The sequence below is a fragment of the Marinobacter salexigens genome (genome assembly GCF_002806945.1).
In the GTDB taxonomy this organism is placed as follows: domain Bacteria; phylum Pseudomonadota; class Gammaproteobacteria; order Pseudomonadales; family Oleiphilaceae; genus Marinobacter; species Marinobacter salexigens.
This window is the reverse complement of sequence record NZ_NIHC01000006.1, coordinates 296,430-311,368: the sequence shown is the minus strand read 5'-3', so window position 1 is coordinate 311,368 and position 14,939 is coordinate 296,430. Positions and strand designations below refer to the sequence as shown.

At 53.4% G+C, this 14,939-nt stretch carries 15 protein-coding genes; all 15 read left to right on the top strand.

Annotated features, from left to right (window positions below; genetic code table 11):
- Positions 1–94 precede the first annotated feature (94 nt).
- The 15 genes from accA (at position 95) to CDH47_RS13625 (ending at position 14,914) form a co-directional block, all read left to right on the top strand.
- Positions 95–1,048: an acetyl-CoA carboxylase carboxyl transferase subunit alpha gene (gene accA / locus CDH47_RS13695; RefSeq protein ID WP_100640451.1), complete on the top strand. Its 954-nt coding sequence runs from the start codon at positions 95–97 to the stop codon at positions 1,046–1,048.
- Entirely contained in the window at positions 1,032–2,372 is a 1,341-nt protein-coding gene (gene tilS, locus CDH47_RS13690; RefSeq protein ID WP_100640450.1) for a tRNA lysidine(34) synthetase TilS, read from the top strand. Before accA ends, tilS begins: the two co-directional genes overlap by 17 nt.
- An 87-nt stretch (positions 2,373–2,459) precedes the next feature.
- Entirely contained in the window at positions 2,460–4,088 is a 1,629-nt protein-coding gene (locus tag CDH47_RS13685; RefSeq protein WP_100640449.1) for a CTP synthase, read from the top strand.
- A gap of 2 nt (positions 4,089–4,090) precedes the next feature.
- Complete coding sequence (kdsA, locus tag CDH47_RS13680) at positions 4,091–4,936, top strand: 3-deoxy-8-phosphooctulonate synthase (RefSeq protein ID WP_100640448.1); 846 nt, start codon at positions 4,091–4,093, stop codon at positions 4,934–4,936.
- A gap of 193 nt (positions 4,937–5,129) precedes the next feature.
- A complete protein-coding gene (gene eno / locus CDH47_RS13675; RefSeq protein ID WP_100640447.1) occupies positions 5,130–6,425 on the top strand; it encodes a phosphopyruvate hydratase in 1,296 nt (431 codons plus the stop codon).
- Positions 6,426–6,631: 206 nt separating this feature from the next.
- Positions 6,632–6,904: a septum formation initiator family protein gene (locus CDH47_RS13670; RefSeq protein WP_100640446.1), complete on the top strand. Its 273-nt coding sequence runs from the start codon at positions 6,632–6,634 to the stop codon at positions 6,902–6,904.
- Positions 6,905–7,064: 160 nt separating this feature from the next.
- On the top strand, positions 7,065–7,766 hold the full coding sequence (ispD, locus tag CDH47_RS13665) for a 2-C-methyl-D-erythritol 4-phosphate cytidylyltransferase (RefSeq protein WP_100640492.1): 702 nt from the start codon (positions 7,065–7,067) through the stop codon (positions 7,764–7,766).
- A gap of 26 nt (positions 7,767–7,792) precedes the next feature.
- A complete protein-coding gene (ispF, locus tag CDH47_RS13660; RefSeq protein ID WP_100640445.1) occupies positions 7,793–8,272 on the top strand; it encodes a 2-C-methyl-D-erythritol 2,4-cyclodiphosphate synthase in 480 nt (159 codons plus the stop codon).
- On the top strand, positions 8,269–9,351 hold the full coding sequence (gene truD, locus CDH47_RS13655) for a tRNA pseudouridine(13) synthase TruD (RefSeq protein WP_100640444.1): 1,083 nt from the start codon (positions 8,269–8,271) through the stop codon (positions 9,349–9,351). The genes ispF and truD overlap by 4 nt, the downstream gene beginning before the upstream one ends.
- Before the next feature lie 62 nt (positions 9,352–9,413).
- The gene (gene surE, locus CDH47_RS13650; protein WP_100640443.1) at positions 9,414–10,184 is read left to right on the top strand and encodes a 5'/3'-nucleotidase SurE; all 771 of its coding nucleotides are present in this window, start codon (positions 9,414–9,416) and stop codon (positions 10,182–10,184) included.
- 23 nt (positions 10,185–10,207) lie between these two features.
- Positions 10,208–10,837: a protein-L-isoaspartate(D-aspartate) O-methyltransferase gene (locus CDH47_RS13645; RefSeq protein WP_420843685.1), complete on the top strand. Its 630-nt coding sequence runs from the start codon at positions 10,208–10,210 to the stop codon at positions 10,835–10,837.
- A gap of 23 nt (positions 10,838–10,860) precedes the next feature.
- On the top strand, positions 10,861–11,808 hold the full coding sequence (locus tag CDH47_RS13640; RefSeq protein WP_239985784.1) for a polyprenyl-phosphate transporter: 948 nt from the start codon (positions 10,861–10,863) through the stop codon (positions 11,806–11,808).
- Between the two features lie 365 nt (positions 11,809–12,173).
- The gene (locus CDH47_RS13635) at positions 12,174–12,938 is read left to right on the top strand and encodes a peptidoglycan DD-metalloendopeptidase family protein (RefSeq protein ID WP_100640441.1); all 765 of its coding nucleotides are present in this window, start codon (positions 12,174–12,176) and stop codon (positions 12,936–12,938) included.
- Between the two features lie 178 nt (positions 12,939–13,116).
- Positions 13,117–14,109 carry an RNA polymerase sigma factor RpoS gene (gene rpoS, locus CDH47_RS13630; protein WP_239985790.1) on the top strand — a complete coding sequence of 331 codons (993 nt, stop codon included), beginning with the start codon at positions 13,117–13,119 and terminating at the stop codon, positions 14,107–14,109.
- Between the two features lie 232 nt (positions 14,110–14,341).
- Positions 14,342–14,914: a chalcone isomerase family protein gene (locus CDH47_RS13625; RefSeq protein WP_100640439.1), complete on the top strand. Its 573-nt coding sequence runs from the start codon at positions 14,342–14,344 to the stop codon at positions 14,912–14,914.
- Positions 14,915–14,939: the final 25 nt, after the last annotated feature.

Below are 14,939 nucleotides of genomic sequence, written 5' to 3'. Positions count from 1 at the left end.
TCCGCTTTAGCCAAGACCCGGGCACTGCTATCTTTGTACCAAATTCTGAATAGGCGGCGCGCTACCCCGCCTGGCGATAAATTGACGGAAAATCATGAACCCTAACTATCTGGATTTTGAACAGCCGATTGCCGACCTTGAAGCCAAGATTGAAGAGCTTCGTATGGTGGGCAACGACACCGACATCAATATCTCCGACGAAATTACACGGTTGAAAAAGAAAAGCGTCAGCCTGACGGAGAGCATATTCTCTGATCTGCACCCCTGGGACGTTGCCCGCTTGGCACGACACCCTCGTCGGCCCTATACCTTGGACTATATCGATTTGATCTTTGAAGATTTCGATGAGCTTCATGGTGATCGCCGTTATGCAGATGACCTTGCCATTGTGGGAGGTACAGCTCGGCTGAACGACAAGCCCGTGATGGTGATTGGTCACCAGAAGGGGCGGGAAGTGCGGGATAAGGTAAAGCGCAACTTTGGCATGCCACGCCCGGAAGGTTATCGCAAAGCCTTGCGTCTGATGGAAATGGCCGAACGCTTCAGAATGCCCGTTCTTACGTTTATAGATACACCGGGTGCCTATCCGGGGATTGGCGCTGAAGAGCGTGGCCAGAGCGAAGCCATTGCGTTTAACCTGGCCGTCATGTCCCGGCTTAAAACTCCTGTTATTTCCACCGTGATTGGTGAGGGTGGCTCCGGCGGCGCACTGGCCATCGGTGTTTGTGACCAGCTGAATATGTTGCAGTACTCTACCTATGCGGTGATATCTCCGGAAGGCTGCGCTTCGATTCTGTGGAAAAGCGCTGAGTATGCCTCTCTGGCAGCAGAAGCCATGGGTGTGACGGCGGGACGCTTGAAAGACCTTGGGCTGGCGGACAATGTGATCCCTGAGCCTCTGGGTGGCGCTCACCGCAGCCCGGAAGAAATGGCTGAATCCCTGCGCGAAACCCTTGCAAGCGGGATTGCAGAGCTAAGCCGTCTACCTTTGGATGAGTTAGTCTCCCGGCGGTATGAGCGGTTAACCCGCTATGACACTGGGCGCTAAGCCCGCAGCCGGGTACGCTTTTCCGGAGGCATTGCTTGCGCCGGTGAGGGCTGTTACCGGCTACCGGCGTCTTTGGGTCGCCCTCAGCGGCGGCCTTGATTCCACCCTCCTTTTACACCTTACCGCACTCTGTCACTCAGGCGTGCGGGCGGTGCATATAAATCACCAGTTGCAGGCCAATGCAGGCGAAACTGAAGCCTTTTGCCGGGATTTGTGTGTCGGGCTGAACGTGCCTCTTACGGTCGAAGCGGTGACAGTCGGTCTGGGTGCAGGCCGGGCTGAAGGTCTTGAAGAAGCTGCGCGCAAGCTACGTTATGGTGCTTTTGAGGCGCTTCTTGAAGCGGGTGACGTGCTGTTGATGGCCCATCACGGCGATGATCAGGCCGAAACCGTATTGTTCCGGATGTTCCGCGGCAGTGGTGTGGCTGGCCTTGCTGGAATGCCGGAAAGCCGTCCCCTTGGGGTTGGTCGCCTTGCTCGACCGTTGCTGGGTATTGAGCGGACAGAGCTTGAACTCTATGCCCGTCTGGCTGGGCTCTCCTGGGTGGATGACCCTAGCAACACAGATCAGAAATACGATCGGAACTTTCTTCGCCTTAGTATCCTGCCGGCTTTAAAAAAGCGTTGGCCAGGCCTGAATCAGCGCTTGCAGCACAGTGCCAGTGCATGTTCCGAGAGCAGCTTTCTGAACAAGCGGCTGGCAGAGTTGCAATGGCAAGCCATGGGAGGGCGTAAACATCGCCTTCCTGTCGCAGGGTTGGAAACACTAAGTCTTGTAGAGCAAAAAAACCTTTTGCACTGGTGGATTCGCCATGCTGGCTACCGCCCTCCCTCAATTGCTGACTGGTCGCAGATACTGCATGACTTGCTTCAGGCTGCCGAGGATCGATCTCCCGAGTTGCGGGCAGGTAATTACAGCCTTCGACGTTTTCAAGGGGAGTTGTATTTGGTGTCTGAAGCTCCGGATTTGCCCGCGGGGCCCGTCGATCTTGAACCTGGTTGCCCGGTAAGGTGGGGGGAGTGGACTGTTCAGCTTGATCGGATATCTACTTCGGGTAGCGATGTGCTGCCAATACGAATATGTACGAGGCAGGGTGGGGAACGCATTCGTTTGCGTGCCGGAGGGCCCTCGAAATCACTAAAAAAATGGCTCCAGGAACAGGCTGTGCCGCCTTGGGAAAGGCCGCGCCTGCCCTTGATTTTCGGGGGTGTGGGGAATGAAGAAGAACTGATTGCCATTGGCGATTTATGGTGTTCTGAACAATACTGCGGAAAGGCCCCTGCGGCAGGCTTGCAGCTGATTGTAGAGCGGGATTGTGATTGAGTCGTTGAGGGCTTTCTGGTAGTCTGGCGTCCCATCTTGAGATGACAATCTCCCTCCTTAACAGAACCTGATAATCATGGAATCTGCATGACGCGTTATATTTTCGTCACCGGCGGTGTTGTGTCCTCACTGGGGAAAGGTATCGCATCGGCCTCCTTGGCTGCGATACTTGAGGCACGCGGCCTGAAGGTCACTATCCTCAAGCTGGACCCGTACATTAACGTGGACCCAGGCACCATGAGCCCGTTCCAGCACGGTGAAGTCTATGTCACCGAAGACGGCGCTGAAACCGACCTGGATCTTGGCCACTACGAGCGTTTCATTCGTACGCCGATGAGTCGTCGTAATAACTTCACGGCCGGTCGGGTGTATGAAGAGGTTATACGCAAAGAGCGTCGCGGCGATTATCTTGGCGGTACGGTTCAGGTTATTCCCCATATCACCGACGAGATCAAGCGTCGAGTGATCGAAGGCGCAGCCGGTGCAGATGTAGCTCTGGTTGAAGTGGGTGGCACCGTGGGTGATATTGAATCCCTGCCGTTCCTTGAAGCCTGCCGTCAACTGAAGGTTGAAGTGGGTTCCTCACGTTCGCTGTTCATGCACCTGACACTGGTGCCATACATAGCAACAGCGGGCGAAATCAAAACCAAGCCAACCCAGCATTCCGTGAAGGAAATGCGGTCTATAGGGTTGCAGCCTGATATCTTGCTGTGCCGCTCCGAGCACGAAGTGGACGCAAGTTCACGTCGAAAAATTGCTCTGTTTACGAACGTGGAAGAGCGGGCGGTCATCCCGATGCGTGATGCCAAATCCATTTATGCCATCCCCCGGATGCTGCATGAACACGGGCTGGATCAACTGGTCATCGAGCGTTTTAATCTTGATGCGCGCGATGCCGATCTGAGCGAATGGGATGCTGTAGTCGAATCACTGATGAATCCCGAGCAGGAAGTGACCATTGCCATGGTTGGCAAGTACATGGAACTGCTAGAGGCATACAAATCATTGATCGAGTCCTTGCTACATGCCGGTATCAAGACCCGCACCAAGGTGAAGATCAATTACATAGATTCCGAAGACATCGAGCGCGATGGTACTCAGGTACTTGAGAGCGCCGATGCTATCCTGGTTCCCGGTGGCTTTGGTGAGCGTGGCGTAGAAGGCAAGATTCTTACTGTTCAATATGCCCGTGAGAATAAAGTTCCTTATCTGGGAATTTGTCTGGGTATGCAGGTTGCCGTGATCGAGTACGCACGCAATAAAGCCGGGCTCACAGATGCGCACAGCACCGAGTTCCGAGAGCACACCCCGGAGCCAGTTATTGGCTTGATCACCGAGTGGCTGGATGCGACCGGCGAGCGCGAAGAGCGTTCAGATGATTCGGATCTTGGTGGCACTATGCGTCTGGGCGCTCAGGATTGCGTACTGACTGAAGGCTCCACAATTGCCAACTGCTACGGCAGAAAAACTATCCGCGAGCGTCATCGCCACCGCTATGAGGTGAATAACCACTTTCTGCCCCAGTTGGAAGATGCAGGGCTGTTGGTTTCCGGGCGCTCCACAGATGGCAAACTGGTAGAGGTGGTTGAAGATCCTCAGCACCCCTGGTTTGTTGCCTGTCAGTTCCACCCCGAATTTACCTCCACGCCACGGGACGGCCATCCACTGTTCAAGGGTTTTGTGGAAGCCGCGTTGGCGAAGCGTAAGGAATCCTGAACATGGCCCAGAGCACCGTTACTGTTGCTGATATAGACATTGCCAACGACAAGCCTTTTGTCTTGTTTGGTGGCATGAATGTGCTGGAGTCCCGCGACTTGGCGCTTGAGGTTGCCGCGAAGTATGTGGAGGTTTGCAGCAAGCTGGGTATTCCTTACGTTTTCAAGGCGTCTTTTGACAAGGCCAATCGCTCTTCGGTCAACTCCTTCCGGGGGCCGGGTCTTGATAAGGGTTTGCAGATTCTGGCGGATATCAAAAGCAAATACGGTGTTCCGATAATTTCTGATGTGCACGAGCCGGAGCAAGCCGCGCCTGCCGCTGAGGTGTGTGACATCATTCAGTTACCCGCTTTTTTGAGCCGGCAGACTGATTTGGTTGTCGCCATGGCAAAAACCGGCGCTGCGATTAACGTCAAGAAAGCCCAGTTTTTGGCGCCGCAGGAGATGAAGCACATCATCACCAAATGCGCGGAAGCCGGAAACGATCGCGTAATTTTGTGCGAGCGGGGCAGCAGCTTCGGTTACAACAACCTTGTGGTCGATATGCTTGGCTTTGGCATCATGAAGGCCATGAATGTGCCGGTTATGTTTGATGTCACTCACTCGCTACAGATGCCGGGTGGCCGTTCCGATTCTGCCGGTGGTCGCCGTGCTCAGGTGACAGACCTGGCCTTGGCAGGCATGTCCCAAGGCTTGGCCGGGCTGTTTCTTGAAGCCCATCCAAACCCGGATGAAGCCAAATGCGATGGGCCCTGCGCCTTGCGACTCAGCCAGCTAGAGCCATTTCTGCAGCGAGTTAAGGCTGTAGACGACCTTGTGAAGAGTTTTAAACCTATCGACACCGCCTGAATGGCGGTGTTCGTGTTTTAGCCTTGGTGGCACGAGCAAGCTGGTAGGGCCTTACGAAACACGCTGTGAATACGTCCATGTACGCTTGGCTACGCCATCCATGGCTTCGCACAGTTTCGTAAGGCCCTACCAGCTCGCTCTTGATCAGACTTCTGTTAATGACCTTTGAATTGAAAACCTGGAGACTCCTTGAATGACCAAGATTGCCAACATTAAAGCCCGTGAGGTTATGGATTCTCGTGGTAACCCCACGGTAGAAGCAGATGTGATCCTGGAAGACGGTTCCCTTGGCCGCGCTTGCGCACCCTCGGGCGCTTCCACCGGTTCTCGCGAAGCGCTGGAATTGCGCGATGGCGATGCATCCCGTTATTTGGGTAAGGGCGTATTGAAGGCAGTTGCGGCAATTAACGGCAAGATCAACGATGCTCTGAAAGGCAAAGATGCTGCAGACCAGCGTGGTCTCGACAACATCATGCTGGAATTGGATGGCACGGAAAATAAAGCCAACCTGGGCGCTAACGCTATTCTGGCGGTGTCTCTGGCAGCTGCTAAAGCCGCTGCGGCGTCTTTGGGCAAGCCGCTTTATGAGCACATTGCGGATATTAACGGCACCTCCGGCAAGTTCAGCATGCCAGTGCCGATGATGAATATCCTCAACGGCGGTGAGCACGCGGATAACAACGTTGATATCCAGGAGTTCATGGTGCAGCCGGTTGCTGCCAGGAACTTTGCAGAAGCTCTGCGCATCGGTGCCGAGATTTTCCATAGCTTGAAAAAAGTGTTGCAAGCCCAAGGCCTGAACACTGCGGTGGGCGACGAGGGTGGTTTTGCGCCGAACCTGCCGTCGAATGAAGCAGCTTTGGCGGTGATTCAGGAAGCCGTTGAAAAGGCGGGTTACAAGTTGGGTACGGATATTACTCTTGCTCTGGACTGCGCCGCTTCTGAATTTTACAAGGATGGTCAGTATGTTCTGGCCGGTGAGGGCAAGAGTTTTGACTCTGAAGGCTTTGCTGATTACCTGGCAGGTCTGGCTGAGCGCTTTCCGATTGTGTCCATCGAAGATGGTATGGACGAGAGCGACTGGGACGGCTGGAAGGTTCTGACGGACAAGGTTGGCAATAAGGTTCAGCTGGTTGGGGATGATCTTTTTGTCACCAATACCAAGATCCTGAAGCGTGGTATTGAAACGGGTGTGGGCAATTCCATTCTGATCAAGTTCAACCAGATTGGTAGCTTGAGCGAAACCTTGGATGCCATCAAAATGGCTCAGGATGCTGGCTTCACTGCGGTGATTTCTCACCGTTCCGGCGAAACGGAAGATACGACGATTGCGGATCTTGCGGTTGCTACCTGTGCAGGGCAGATCAAAACTGGCTCTCTATGCCGTTCTGATCGGGTTGCCAAATACAATCAACTGCTGCGTATTGAAGAAGCGCTGGAAGGCAAGGCACCTTATCTGGGGCTGAGTGAAATCAAAGGGCAAGGCTGAGGTTATCAGCGTCCGTTTTGGCCTTTGATTCTCTGAATCGCAGGTAACAAAATGTTAAGGCCGTCGTGTTTTGGATGAAAATTCAGTCACGATGGCCTTTTTGTCCAATCAGTTAGAAGAATTTGTTGCTAATCTACTCTAAGGTCTATAATCACCATCTGATGTTGGATTTTTGATCAGCTAACTCCTGAACGGTATCGGTATTGATGAAGTTGCTCTGGGCTTTCATGGTTGTTCTTATACTCCTGCTGCAGGTGCGCTTGTGGATCGGGGAAGGCAGCTTTGCGCAGGTCTGGGCGCTGGAGAGGTCGATTGCCGAGCAGCGTGAGGAGAATGCTGCATTGGCTACTCGCAATGAGCGTTTGTATGCGGAGGTGCGCAACCTTCGTAATGAGCAAGGCGCTGTTGAAGAGCGGGCCCGGATGAACCTTGGGTTGATTCGTGATGATGAGACCTTTTTTCTTGTTGTTGAGCAGTAATTTCTTTTGGTCTGAAACATTGGAGTACAGAGCGGCAGGGGCGTCCTTTTCAGGACACGCTATGAACACTTCCCTGTGCGCTTGACGGTGGCCATCCTTGGCCACCGACAGTCCTGAAAAGGACGCCCCTGCCACTCTCTCAGCTATGTGCGAATCGTTCATGAGTGACTCTAAACTCTGGTTGATTGTCCCCGCCGCAGGTATCGGCCAGCGCATGCGGGCTGAATGCCCCAAGCAGTACCTCCGTATTAATAATCGCTTTATTCTGGATATCACGCTGTCGCGCCTGCTGGACTCCGGTCTTTTTACTGGTTGTATGGTTCCGTTGAATGCTGCCGATCATTGGTGGCCAGAATCAGATGCCAGTGATGATGATCGTATTCAGACCTGTAGCGGTGGCGCGGAACGGGCGGATTCTGTTCTTTCGGCACTGCATGCACTCAAAGAGCAAGTGGCTGCGGATGACTGGGTGCTGGTTCACGATGCGGCGCGTCCTTGCGTGCACCCGGAGGATCTGGCGAACCTGGTTTCAACCCTGGAGGATCATCCGGTAGGCGGCCTGCTGGCGGCGCCGGTTGCAGATACGCTTAAGAAGACGGCGTCAGGCGATGTTCCTGAGGTTGTCGAGACCGTAGATCGCAGCCAGCTTTGGCGGGCGTTGACGCCTCAAATGTTCCGTTATTCCATGCTGGTTTCGGCATTGGAGACGGCGCTGAACGATAAACAGCCGGTTACGGATGAGTCCTCTGCTATGGAGTTTTCCGGTAATATGCCGGTTCTAGTGGAAGGTCGGCCGGACAATATCAAGATTACCGTGCCCGCTGACCTGGATCTTGCCGGCTTTATTCTCAGCCGGTTCTGAATGTCTGGATTTTCCCGGAGTTGATTATGCGAATTGGTCAGGGCTTTGATGTACATGCCTTCGGCGAAGGCGACGCAGTTATTATTGGCGGTGTGTCCATCCCTTTCAGTCAGGGTTTGAAAGCCCATTCTGATGGTGATGTATTGCTGCATGCTTTGGCGGATGCCTTGTTGGGCGCGGTTGCGCTGGGTGATATCGGTCATTTTTTCCCGGATACCAGTGCCGAGTGGGCAGGTGCTGACAGTCGTGATCTGTTGCGTCAGGTTATGGCCCGTGTTGCGGAGGAGGGGTTTGGTGTCCTCAATGTTGATACAACGATTATTGCACAGGCCCCTAAAATGGCTCCACATATTGAACTCATGCGCCTGAATATTGCGGAGGACCTGGGTATCCCGGCGAGTCGTGTAAGCGTCAAGGCAACCACCAGTGAGAAGCTGGGTTTCACCGGGCGTGGTGAGGGAATTGCCTGCCAAGCGGTGTGTCTGCTCGAGCCGGTGACATTGTGAGTGATGCCGGAATTAGCGCAGGTAATTGGCGGCTGGACTGGCCGGTATCCGGGGGTGAGCGGGTAGGTTGTGCGCAGTTGAAAACTGCACCAGAAGACTTTCGGGTAAGTGAGGTGCTTGAGGCGTTCCCGGTTCCAACAACGTCGCTTGATGCGCTCAGTGTGAGCGGCGAGGGTGAGCACTTGTGCTTGTACCTCGAGAAAACCGGGGATAATACGGAGTTTGTTTCGGGAGAGCTTGCTGCTCTGGCGGGTTGTCGGCCTTTTGATGTTGGGTTTTGTGGGCTAAAGGATCGCCATGCGGTTACCCGTCAATGGTTCAGCCTTTATCGTCCCGGTATGATGGATGACGATATGGCTTTGATTGAGCAGGTGTCCGAACGCTGGCCGGTTAAGTCAGCCCGTCGTAGTGCGCGCAAATTGCGTAGAGGTGATCATCAGGGCAACCAATTTTTGATCAGGCTACGGCAGGTGAGCGCCGAGCGCGAGTTTGTTGATCGTGCGCTTGAGCGCTTGAAAACACAAGGTGCTCCCAATTACTTTGGCCCCCAGCGTTTTGGCTTTGCCGGTGGCAATCTGGACAAGGCAATTCGTATTGATCCTTCCACATTGAACCGTCGGGGTGGGAAGGGGGGCCGCAGGGGCCGCGGTAGGTCTGGCGGTGGCAGAGATGATCGGAAAAACGTATTGTACTTTTCGGCTGCCCGCTCTTGGCTATTTAATGAAGTGCTTGCGTCGCGGGTAGTGGACGGTAGCTGGTGTGCGCTGCTGCCAGGTGAGCCGGGTGAGATTACGACGGGCCCTTTATGGGGTGATGGCGGGACCTGTGCCAGCGGTGAAGTGGCGCAACGCGAGCGTGGCATTGTGGATCAGGCTCCGATGCTGGCTTCATTGTTTCGGGCAACTCGAATGAAGCCTGAGCGCCGCCCCCTGGTTTCCATGCCAAAGGGCCTGAATTGGTTGTGGTTGAATAGTGATGTGTTGGAGTTGGAATTTTTCCTTGAGCCCGGCCAGTACGCCACCACGGTTTTGGGTGATATTTTTGAGCTTGAGGACATGAGCCTCGGCAAACATAAATAACAACATGGCTAGCTACGTTGGAGTGTCATTGTGTGGCTGGTTATTAATGTCTGGAGACTAATGTGCGCATTCTGTTGTCAAACGATGACGGTGTTCATTCACCGGGGCTTGTCGCCCTGCATGAGGGACTGAAAGGCTTGGGTGACCTTGCGGTAGTAGCACCGGACAGGGATCACAGTGGGGCGAGCAATGCCCTGACACTTAACCGCCCCCTCACGGTTGAGCAACACCCAAATGGATTCCGTTCTGTTGATGGTACACCTACCGATTGCGTGCATCTGGCCGTCAATGGGCTGTTTGATGAGCCCTTCGATCGAGTGGTTTCAGGAATTAATACCCATGCCAACCTGGGTGACGATATTATCTACTCCGGCACCGTGGCTGCTGCAACAGAAGGCCGCCATCTTGGGCTGCCAGCCATTGCTGTCTCTCTGGTGGGTGAAGGGCGCAATCATTTCGAAACAGCTGCCAGAGTGGTGCGTATGCTGCTCGAAAGCGAACGTCCATTTGTCTTAGGGCCACGCTCTATCCTGAATGTGAATGTGCCGGATTTGCCCTGGGACGAAATTGCAGGCTTTCGCGTCACCCGGCTGGGCGATCGTGAGCGAGCCGAAGGCGCCGTGCCTATGACCTGCCCGCGCGGCAAAGAACGTTACTGGATTGGTGCAGCGGGCAAAGGTGGTGATGCCGGCCCGGGAACCGACTTTTATGCGATTGCCCAAGGTTACGTATCCCTTACGCCGGTGCACATTGATATGACCCGCCATGAAGCGCTGGTGTCTCTCAGAACCTGGGTTGACTCTCTTCAGGTTTCCGTGGGGGATGGTGTGTGAGTGGTGAGCTTCAGGGTATAGGGATGACATCCCGCCGCACACGCTTGCGTCTTGTACAGCGCCTGAAAGAGTCCGGAATTGAATCTGATCGTGTACTGGAGGTAATGGGCCAGGTTCCGCGCCATATTTTTCTGGATGAGGCTTTATCCCACCGGGCTTACGAAGATACCGCCTTACCTATCGGTTATGGGCAGACCCTGTCACAGCCATACATTGTGGCCCGAATGACCGAGCTGCTTCTCAAGTACGAGCCTGCCAGGGTGCTGGAGCTGGGGACTGGGTCCGGTTATCAGACGGCGGTGCTGTCACAGCTGTTTGAGCAGATATACAGCGTTGAGCGGATTAAGCCGCTGCAAGACCGTGCCCGCGATCGCTTGCGGCAACTCAACATCAGGAATGTGATGCTCAAGCATGCAGACGGAGGCATGGGCTGGCCAGAGAGAGGTCCGTTTGATGGCATCATTGTTACTGCAGCCCCTATGGAAGTCCCAACGGAACTCTTGGATCAGCTGGCTGACGGAGGTGTGTTGGTGGCACCGGTTGGTGAAGAGAACCAGGTACTGGTTGAGGTCATACGCAACGGTGACCAGTTTGAATGGGCAGAGCTTGAGCCCGTTCGCTTTGTGCCTCTGCTGGGCGGGGTTGTCCGTTGAGCAGTGAGCAGCAGGAAGTCGCGATGGACAGCTCGGCCCGCACACAACATCCCGCATCGGTGTTTTTGAGGGGGATGGCCATGGGCGCGGCGGATATTGTTCCTGGCGTTTCCGGGGGCACCATTGCTTTTATTACGGGCATTTACTTTCGGTTGCTGCAGGCCATCAATGCAGTCCCGGGGGCTTTGTTCAAAGAGCTGTTCCGAGGCAACCTTAAAGCTTTCTGGCAGGCCTGTGATGGCACTTTTCTCGGTACACTCCTGCTGGGCATTCTCGTTAGTATCCTGACCCTGGCCTCCGGGATCACCTATCTGTTGGCTGAGTATCCGATCCTGATCTGGAGCTTTTTCTTTGGGTTGATTCTTGCGTCTGTTTGGCATGTAGGGCGACAGGCAAGACACTATCGTTCGGCCCTGCTTGTTCCTCTTGTTTTTGGTGTCGGTGTTGCCTGGTGGATCACAACCCTGTCTGTAAACCAGGTTGAGCCCTCGGCTGTTGCGTTTTTTGCGGCCGGTGCAGTGGCAATATGTGCAATGATCCTGCCCGGTATATCCGGAAGTTTTATTCTGGTTATTATTGGCATGTACGCTCCGGTTTTGGGGGCCATTAAAACCCTGGATGTCACTGTGCTGTTGTTGTTTATGGTCGGCTGCCTGGTGGGGCTCTTGTCTGTTGCAAGGCTTATTACCTGGGCTTTCCATAAGTACCATGACCATGTTTTGGCATTGCTTACCGGTTTCATGATTGGTGCACTTAACAAGGTGTGGCCATGGAAGGAAGCGCTTAGTTGGCGAATCAACAGCTCAGGAGAGCAAGTGCCCCTGACTGAAGTTAGTATCAGCCCTTGGGCCTTTGCCAATCACACCGCGGCAGACCCGCAGATTCCTATGGCTGTAGCTATGGCTGTGGCAGGCATTGTGCTTGTATTGCTGGTTGAGTGGTTTGGGATGCGAGCCTCCGAAAAGAGGTAGCAGGTCGCCGATAAGGCCCAGAAGGCCGTGTTACCTTTTTAGGCAAGCGGCTGTTCCCGCCCGTAACAAAGGGTCGCTCGGGTAACAGAAACGGGCGGTGAGTAACTTGGATTTTATTTTAAAATGTGTAATAAATTAGCGAGTTACTTTTGAAACTTCAGGATCTCCTTTGGTCAAAATGAGAGCCTTTACTGATTGCTCATAACCGGGCCGGTGCTATTCTTGTGAGATTATTTCGTGGGTCAGCTTTAGCCGCGCAGTCGGCTTCCCCGCGGTTCCTCTTGGGTGCCCGGTTCCCCTTATGGGTTTCTGAAAATAGAAAGACCTGGCTTTTCCTGCTCGTATTTACCTTTCTCTCCGGTGCCATGAGTGGTTGTAATACTCAGGCGCTTCATCAGGATGATATTTATAATCCGCCGGTGTACTGGGGGCGTCACGTTGTGCGTCCAGGCGAGACCCTGTACGGCATTGCCTGGTCTTATGGTCGCGATTACCGGGAGTTAGGCAGTGCTAATGGAATGGGTCCTCCATGGACTATTCGTGCGGGGCAGGTGCTTCGCTTGGATGTTCGCGGAACGGTTCAGGCAGGCGGCAAAGCGCGTGCACCAACGCAAAAATCCACGCCGGCTGCGAACACAGCTGCCCGAGCGCCACGTGTAAAGCCTCCGGCGCCATCTCCTGCAAATACCAAGAGGCCTGCTGTTACACGTAAACCTGATACCTCTGCGCCTTTGGCTTCGCGTACCCAAACGGTAGCAAGTGTCTCATGGCGATGGCCGCATTCTGGCACTGTAATTGCAGGCTATTCAGCATCCGGAAAAGTCAATAAAGGCGTTGATATTGCCGGAAAACCCGGGGATGCTGTAAGAGCAGCTGCAGACGGAAATGTAGTCTACGCAGGCAATGGGTTGCTCGGTTACGGTAACCTGATTATTGTGAATCATACTGAACGTTATCTGAGCGCCTACGCTCATAACCGAAAGATTCTGGTCAGAGAAGGAGAAGGCGTAAAAGCCGGGCAGGTCATAGCAGAGCTTGGCAATAGTGGGACGGAGAAGCCGAAGTTACATTTTGAGATTCGAAAAAATGGAAATCCGGTTGATCCAACGCACTATTTGCCGCCTCGTTAATGATGAGCTCGGTGCTGAAAAATAAGAAGAAAGGGTGGCCGAAGCGCTAGTGCAGGCCATTGAAGAAGTCCTGAATAAAAAGCGAAGTATCCAATGCCCGCAATAAAAAGAAGTATCGGGCGAAAAACCAGGATTATTGAAAGGCGGGGTAAGAGAAATGTCAGCAGAACAAGAAGATATGATTGTTGATCGCATAGCAGATGTTGATGGCTCTACAAACGTTGAAGACTCTGAGGAGCAACTCCTCGCAGAAGAAAAATCCGACAAGGCTGCTCCAGAAGCTACTGAAGTCGAGGGAAAGTTTTCTACCAAGGGGCGCTATTATAGCAGTGCGTCCAAGCAGTTGGATCCTACACAGCTATACCTTAACGAAATTGGTTTTTCTCCACTCCTGACGCCGGAAGAAGAGGTCTATTTTGCACGCCTTGCGCGCAAGGGTGAGGAGTCAGGCCGCAAGCGGATGATTGAAAGTAACCTTCGGCTAGTCGTGAAGATAGCACGACGCTATGTGAATCGCGGGCTTACCCTTCTGGATTTGATCGAGGAAGGGAATCTGGGCCTGATCCGTGCTGTTGAGAAGTTCGACCCGGAGCGTGGCTTTCGCTTTTCTACCTATGCGACATGGTGGATCCGCCAGACAATAGAGCGGGCTATTATGAACCAGACCCGTACCATTCGGCTTCCAATTCACGTAGTTAAAGAGCTTAATTTATACCTTCGGGCGGCTCGTGAACTGACTCAAAAGCTCGATCATGAACCTTCGGCTGAAGAAATTGCACAGTTGGTCGGCAAACCGGTCAATGATGTAAAACGAATGCTTGGGCTGAATGAGCGTGTTGCGTCCATGGATACGCCCATTGGCCCCGGCGGCGAGAAATCGCTGCTTGATACAGTGGCAGATGAAGGCGCGGCAGATCCTGCTGATGTGTTGCAGGAGAACAATATGAGCGCCTGTATTGGAAAATGGATAGATCAGCTCAGTGAAAAACAGCAGGAAGTTTTGTCCCGACGGTTTGGACTTCGCGGCTATCCGGTTAGTACCCTCGAAGAGGTTGGGCAGGAGATTGGCCTGACCCGTGAGCGGGTTCGCCAGATCCAGGTAGAGGCGTTGCGACGCCTGCGTGAAATCCTGGAAAAAGAAGGGCTCACAGGAAACCTGTTATTTAAATAGCTTTTCTGACGCAGCACCCTGAACGCCGACCATACCTCATGGTCGGCGTTTTGTGTTTTACTGGTCCTGAAAAAGTAACCCTGCAAAAGTTAGTCTGCAATGTAATCCGCAAATGAGAACCAAGTGGCGATTCCTATGGCCAAGACGTTGTTAGAATAGCAGCGCCGGGGGCTATGGATCTGTACTTGGTGACGAATGAATTCTCATAATAATGACTGAAAAGGAAAGGACTATGAAGAAAGCATTTTTGACGGGCTTTGCATCTCTTATGTTAGCAGCCACACTCTCAACGCCTGCTTCGGCCCTGACGGTTGGTGGTGTTGATGTTCCGGATACTTATACTGCGGGCAGCACAGAGCTTCAGTTGAACGGTGCGGGTACCCGGTCCAAGTTTTTCATGGATCTGTATGTTGGCAGTCTTTATGTGCCCCAAGCACAAAACAATGGCACTGCCGTTGTTGAGGCTGATGAGCCCCAGGCGATCACGCTGCATATTACCTCTGGCATGATCACCAGTGATCGCATGACTGAAGCCACCATGGAAGGCTTTGAGGCCTCAACAGATGGTGATATGTCTTCGGTTAAGGCTGATATCGACCAGTTTATGTCTGTGTTCAAAGAAGAGATCAAAGAAGGCGATGTGTTTGATCTTGTTTATGTGCCCGGCGAAGGTGTAAACGTGCTGAAAAACGGCGAGAAAAAGGATACGGTGGGTGACCTTGCATTCAAAAAGGCGCTGTTTGGTATCTGGCTATCGGATGATCCTGCCCAGAAGAGCCTGAAGAAAGGCATGCTGGGCAAGTAATAAAGGAGCCACTTCAGCATTCCAC

What these genes read in the sequence shown, in the direction of transcription:
- accA (WP_100640451.1), top strand. Translation starts at nt 95, where the DNA reads ATGAACCCTAACTATCTGGATTTTGAACAGCCGATTGCCGACCTTGAA.
- tilS (WP_100640450.1), top strand. Translation starts at nt 1,032, where the DNA reads ATGACACTGGGCGCTAAGCCCGCAGCCGGGTACGCTTTTCCGGAGGCA.
- CDH47_RS13685 (WP_100640449.1), top strand. Translation starts at nt 2,460, where the DNA reads ATGACGCGTTATATTTTCGTCACCGGCGGTGTTGTGTCCTCACTGGGG.
- kdsA (WP_100640448.1), top strand. Translation starts at nt 4,091, where the DNA reads ATGGCCCAGAGCACCGTTACTGTTGCTGATATAGACATTGCCAACGAC.
- eno (WP_100640447.1), top strand. Translation starts at nt 5,130, where the DNA reads ATGACCAAGATTGCCAACATTAAAGCCCGTGAGGTTATGGATTCTCGT.
- CDH47_RS13670 (WP_100640446.1), top strand. Translation starts at nt 6,632, where the DNA reads ATGAAGTTGCTCTGGGCTTTCATGGTTGTTCTTATACTCCTGCTGCAG.
- ispD (WP_100640492.1), top strand. Translation starts at nt 7,065, where the DNA reads ATGAGTGACTCTAAACTCTGGTTGATTGTCCCCGCCGCAGGTATCGGC.
- ispF (WP_100640445.1), top strand. Translation starts at nt 7,793, where the DNA reads ATGCGAATTGGTCAGGGCTTTGATGTACATGCCTTCGGCGAAGGCGAC.
- CDH47_RS13645 (WP_420843685.1), top strand. Translation starts at nt 10,208, where the DNA reads ATGACATCCCGCCGCACACGCTTGCGTCTTGTACAGCGCCTGAAAGAG.
- CDH47_RS13640 (WP_239985784.1), top strand. Translation starts at nt 10,861, where the DNA reads ATGGACAGCTCGGCCCGCACACAACATCCCGCATCGGTGTTTTTGAGG.
- CDH47_RS13635 (WP_100640441.1), top strand. Translation starts at nt 12,174, where the DNA reads ATGAGTGGTTGTAATACTCAGGCGCTTCATCAGGATGATATTTATAAT.
- rpoS (WP_239985790.1), top strand. Translation starts at nt 13,117, where the DNA reads ATGATTGTTGATCGCATAGCAGATGTTGATGGCTCTACAAACGTTGAA.
- CDH47_RS13625 (WP_100640439.1), top strand. Translation starts at nt 14,342, where the DNA reads ATGAAGAAAGCATTTTTGACGGGCTTTGCATCTCTTATGTTAGCAGCC.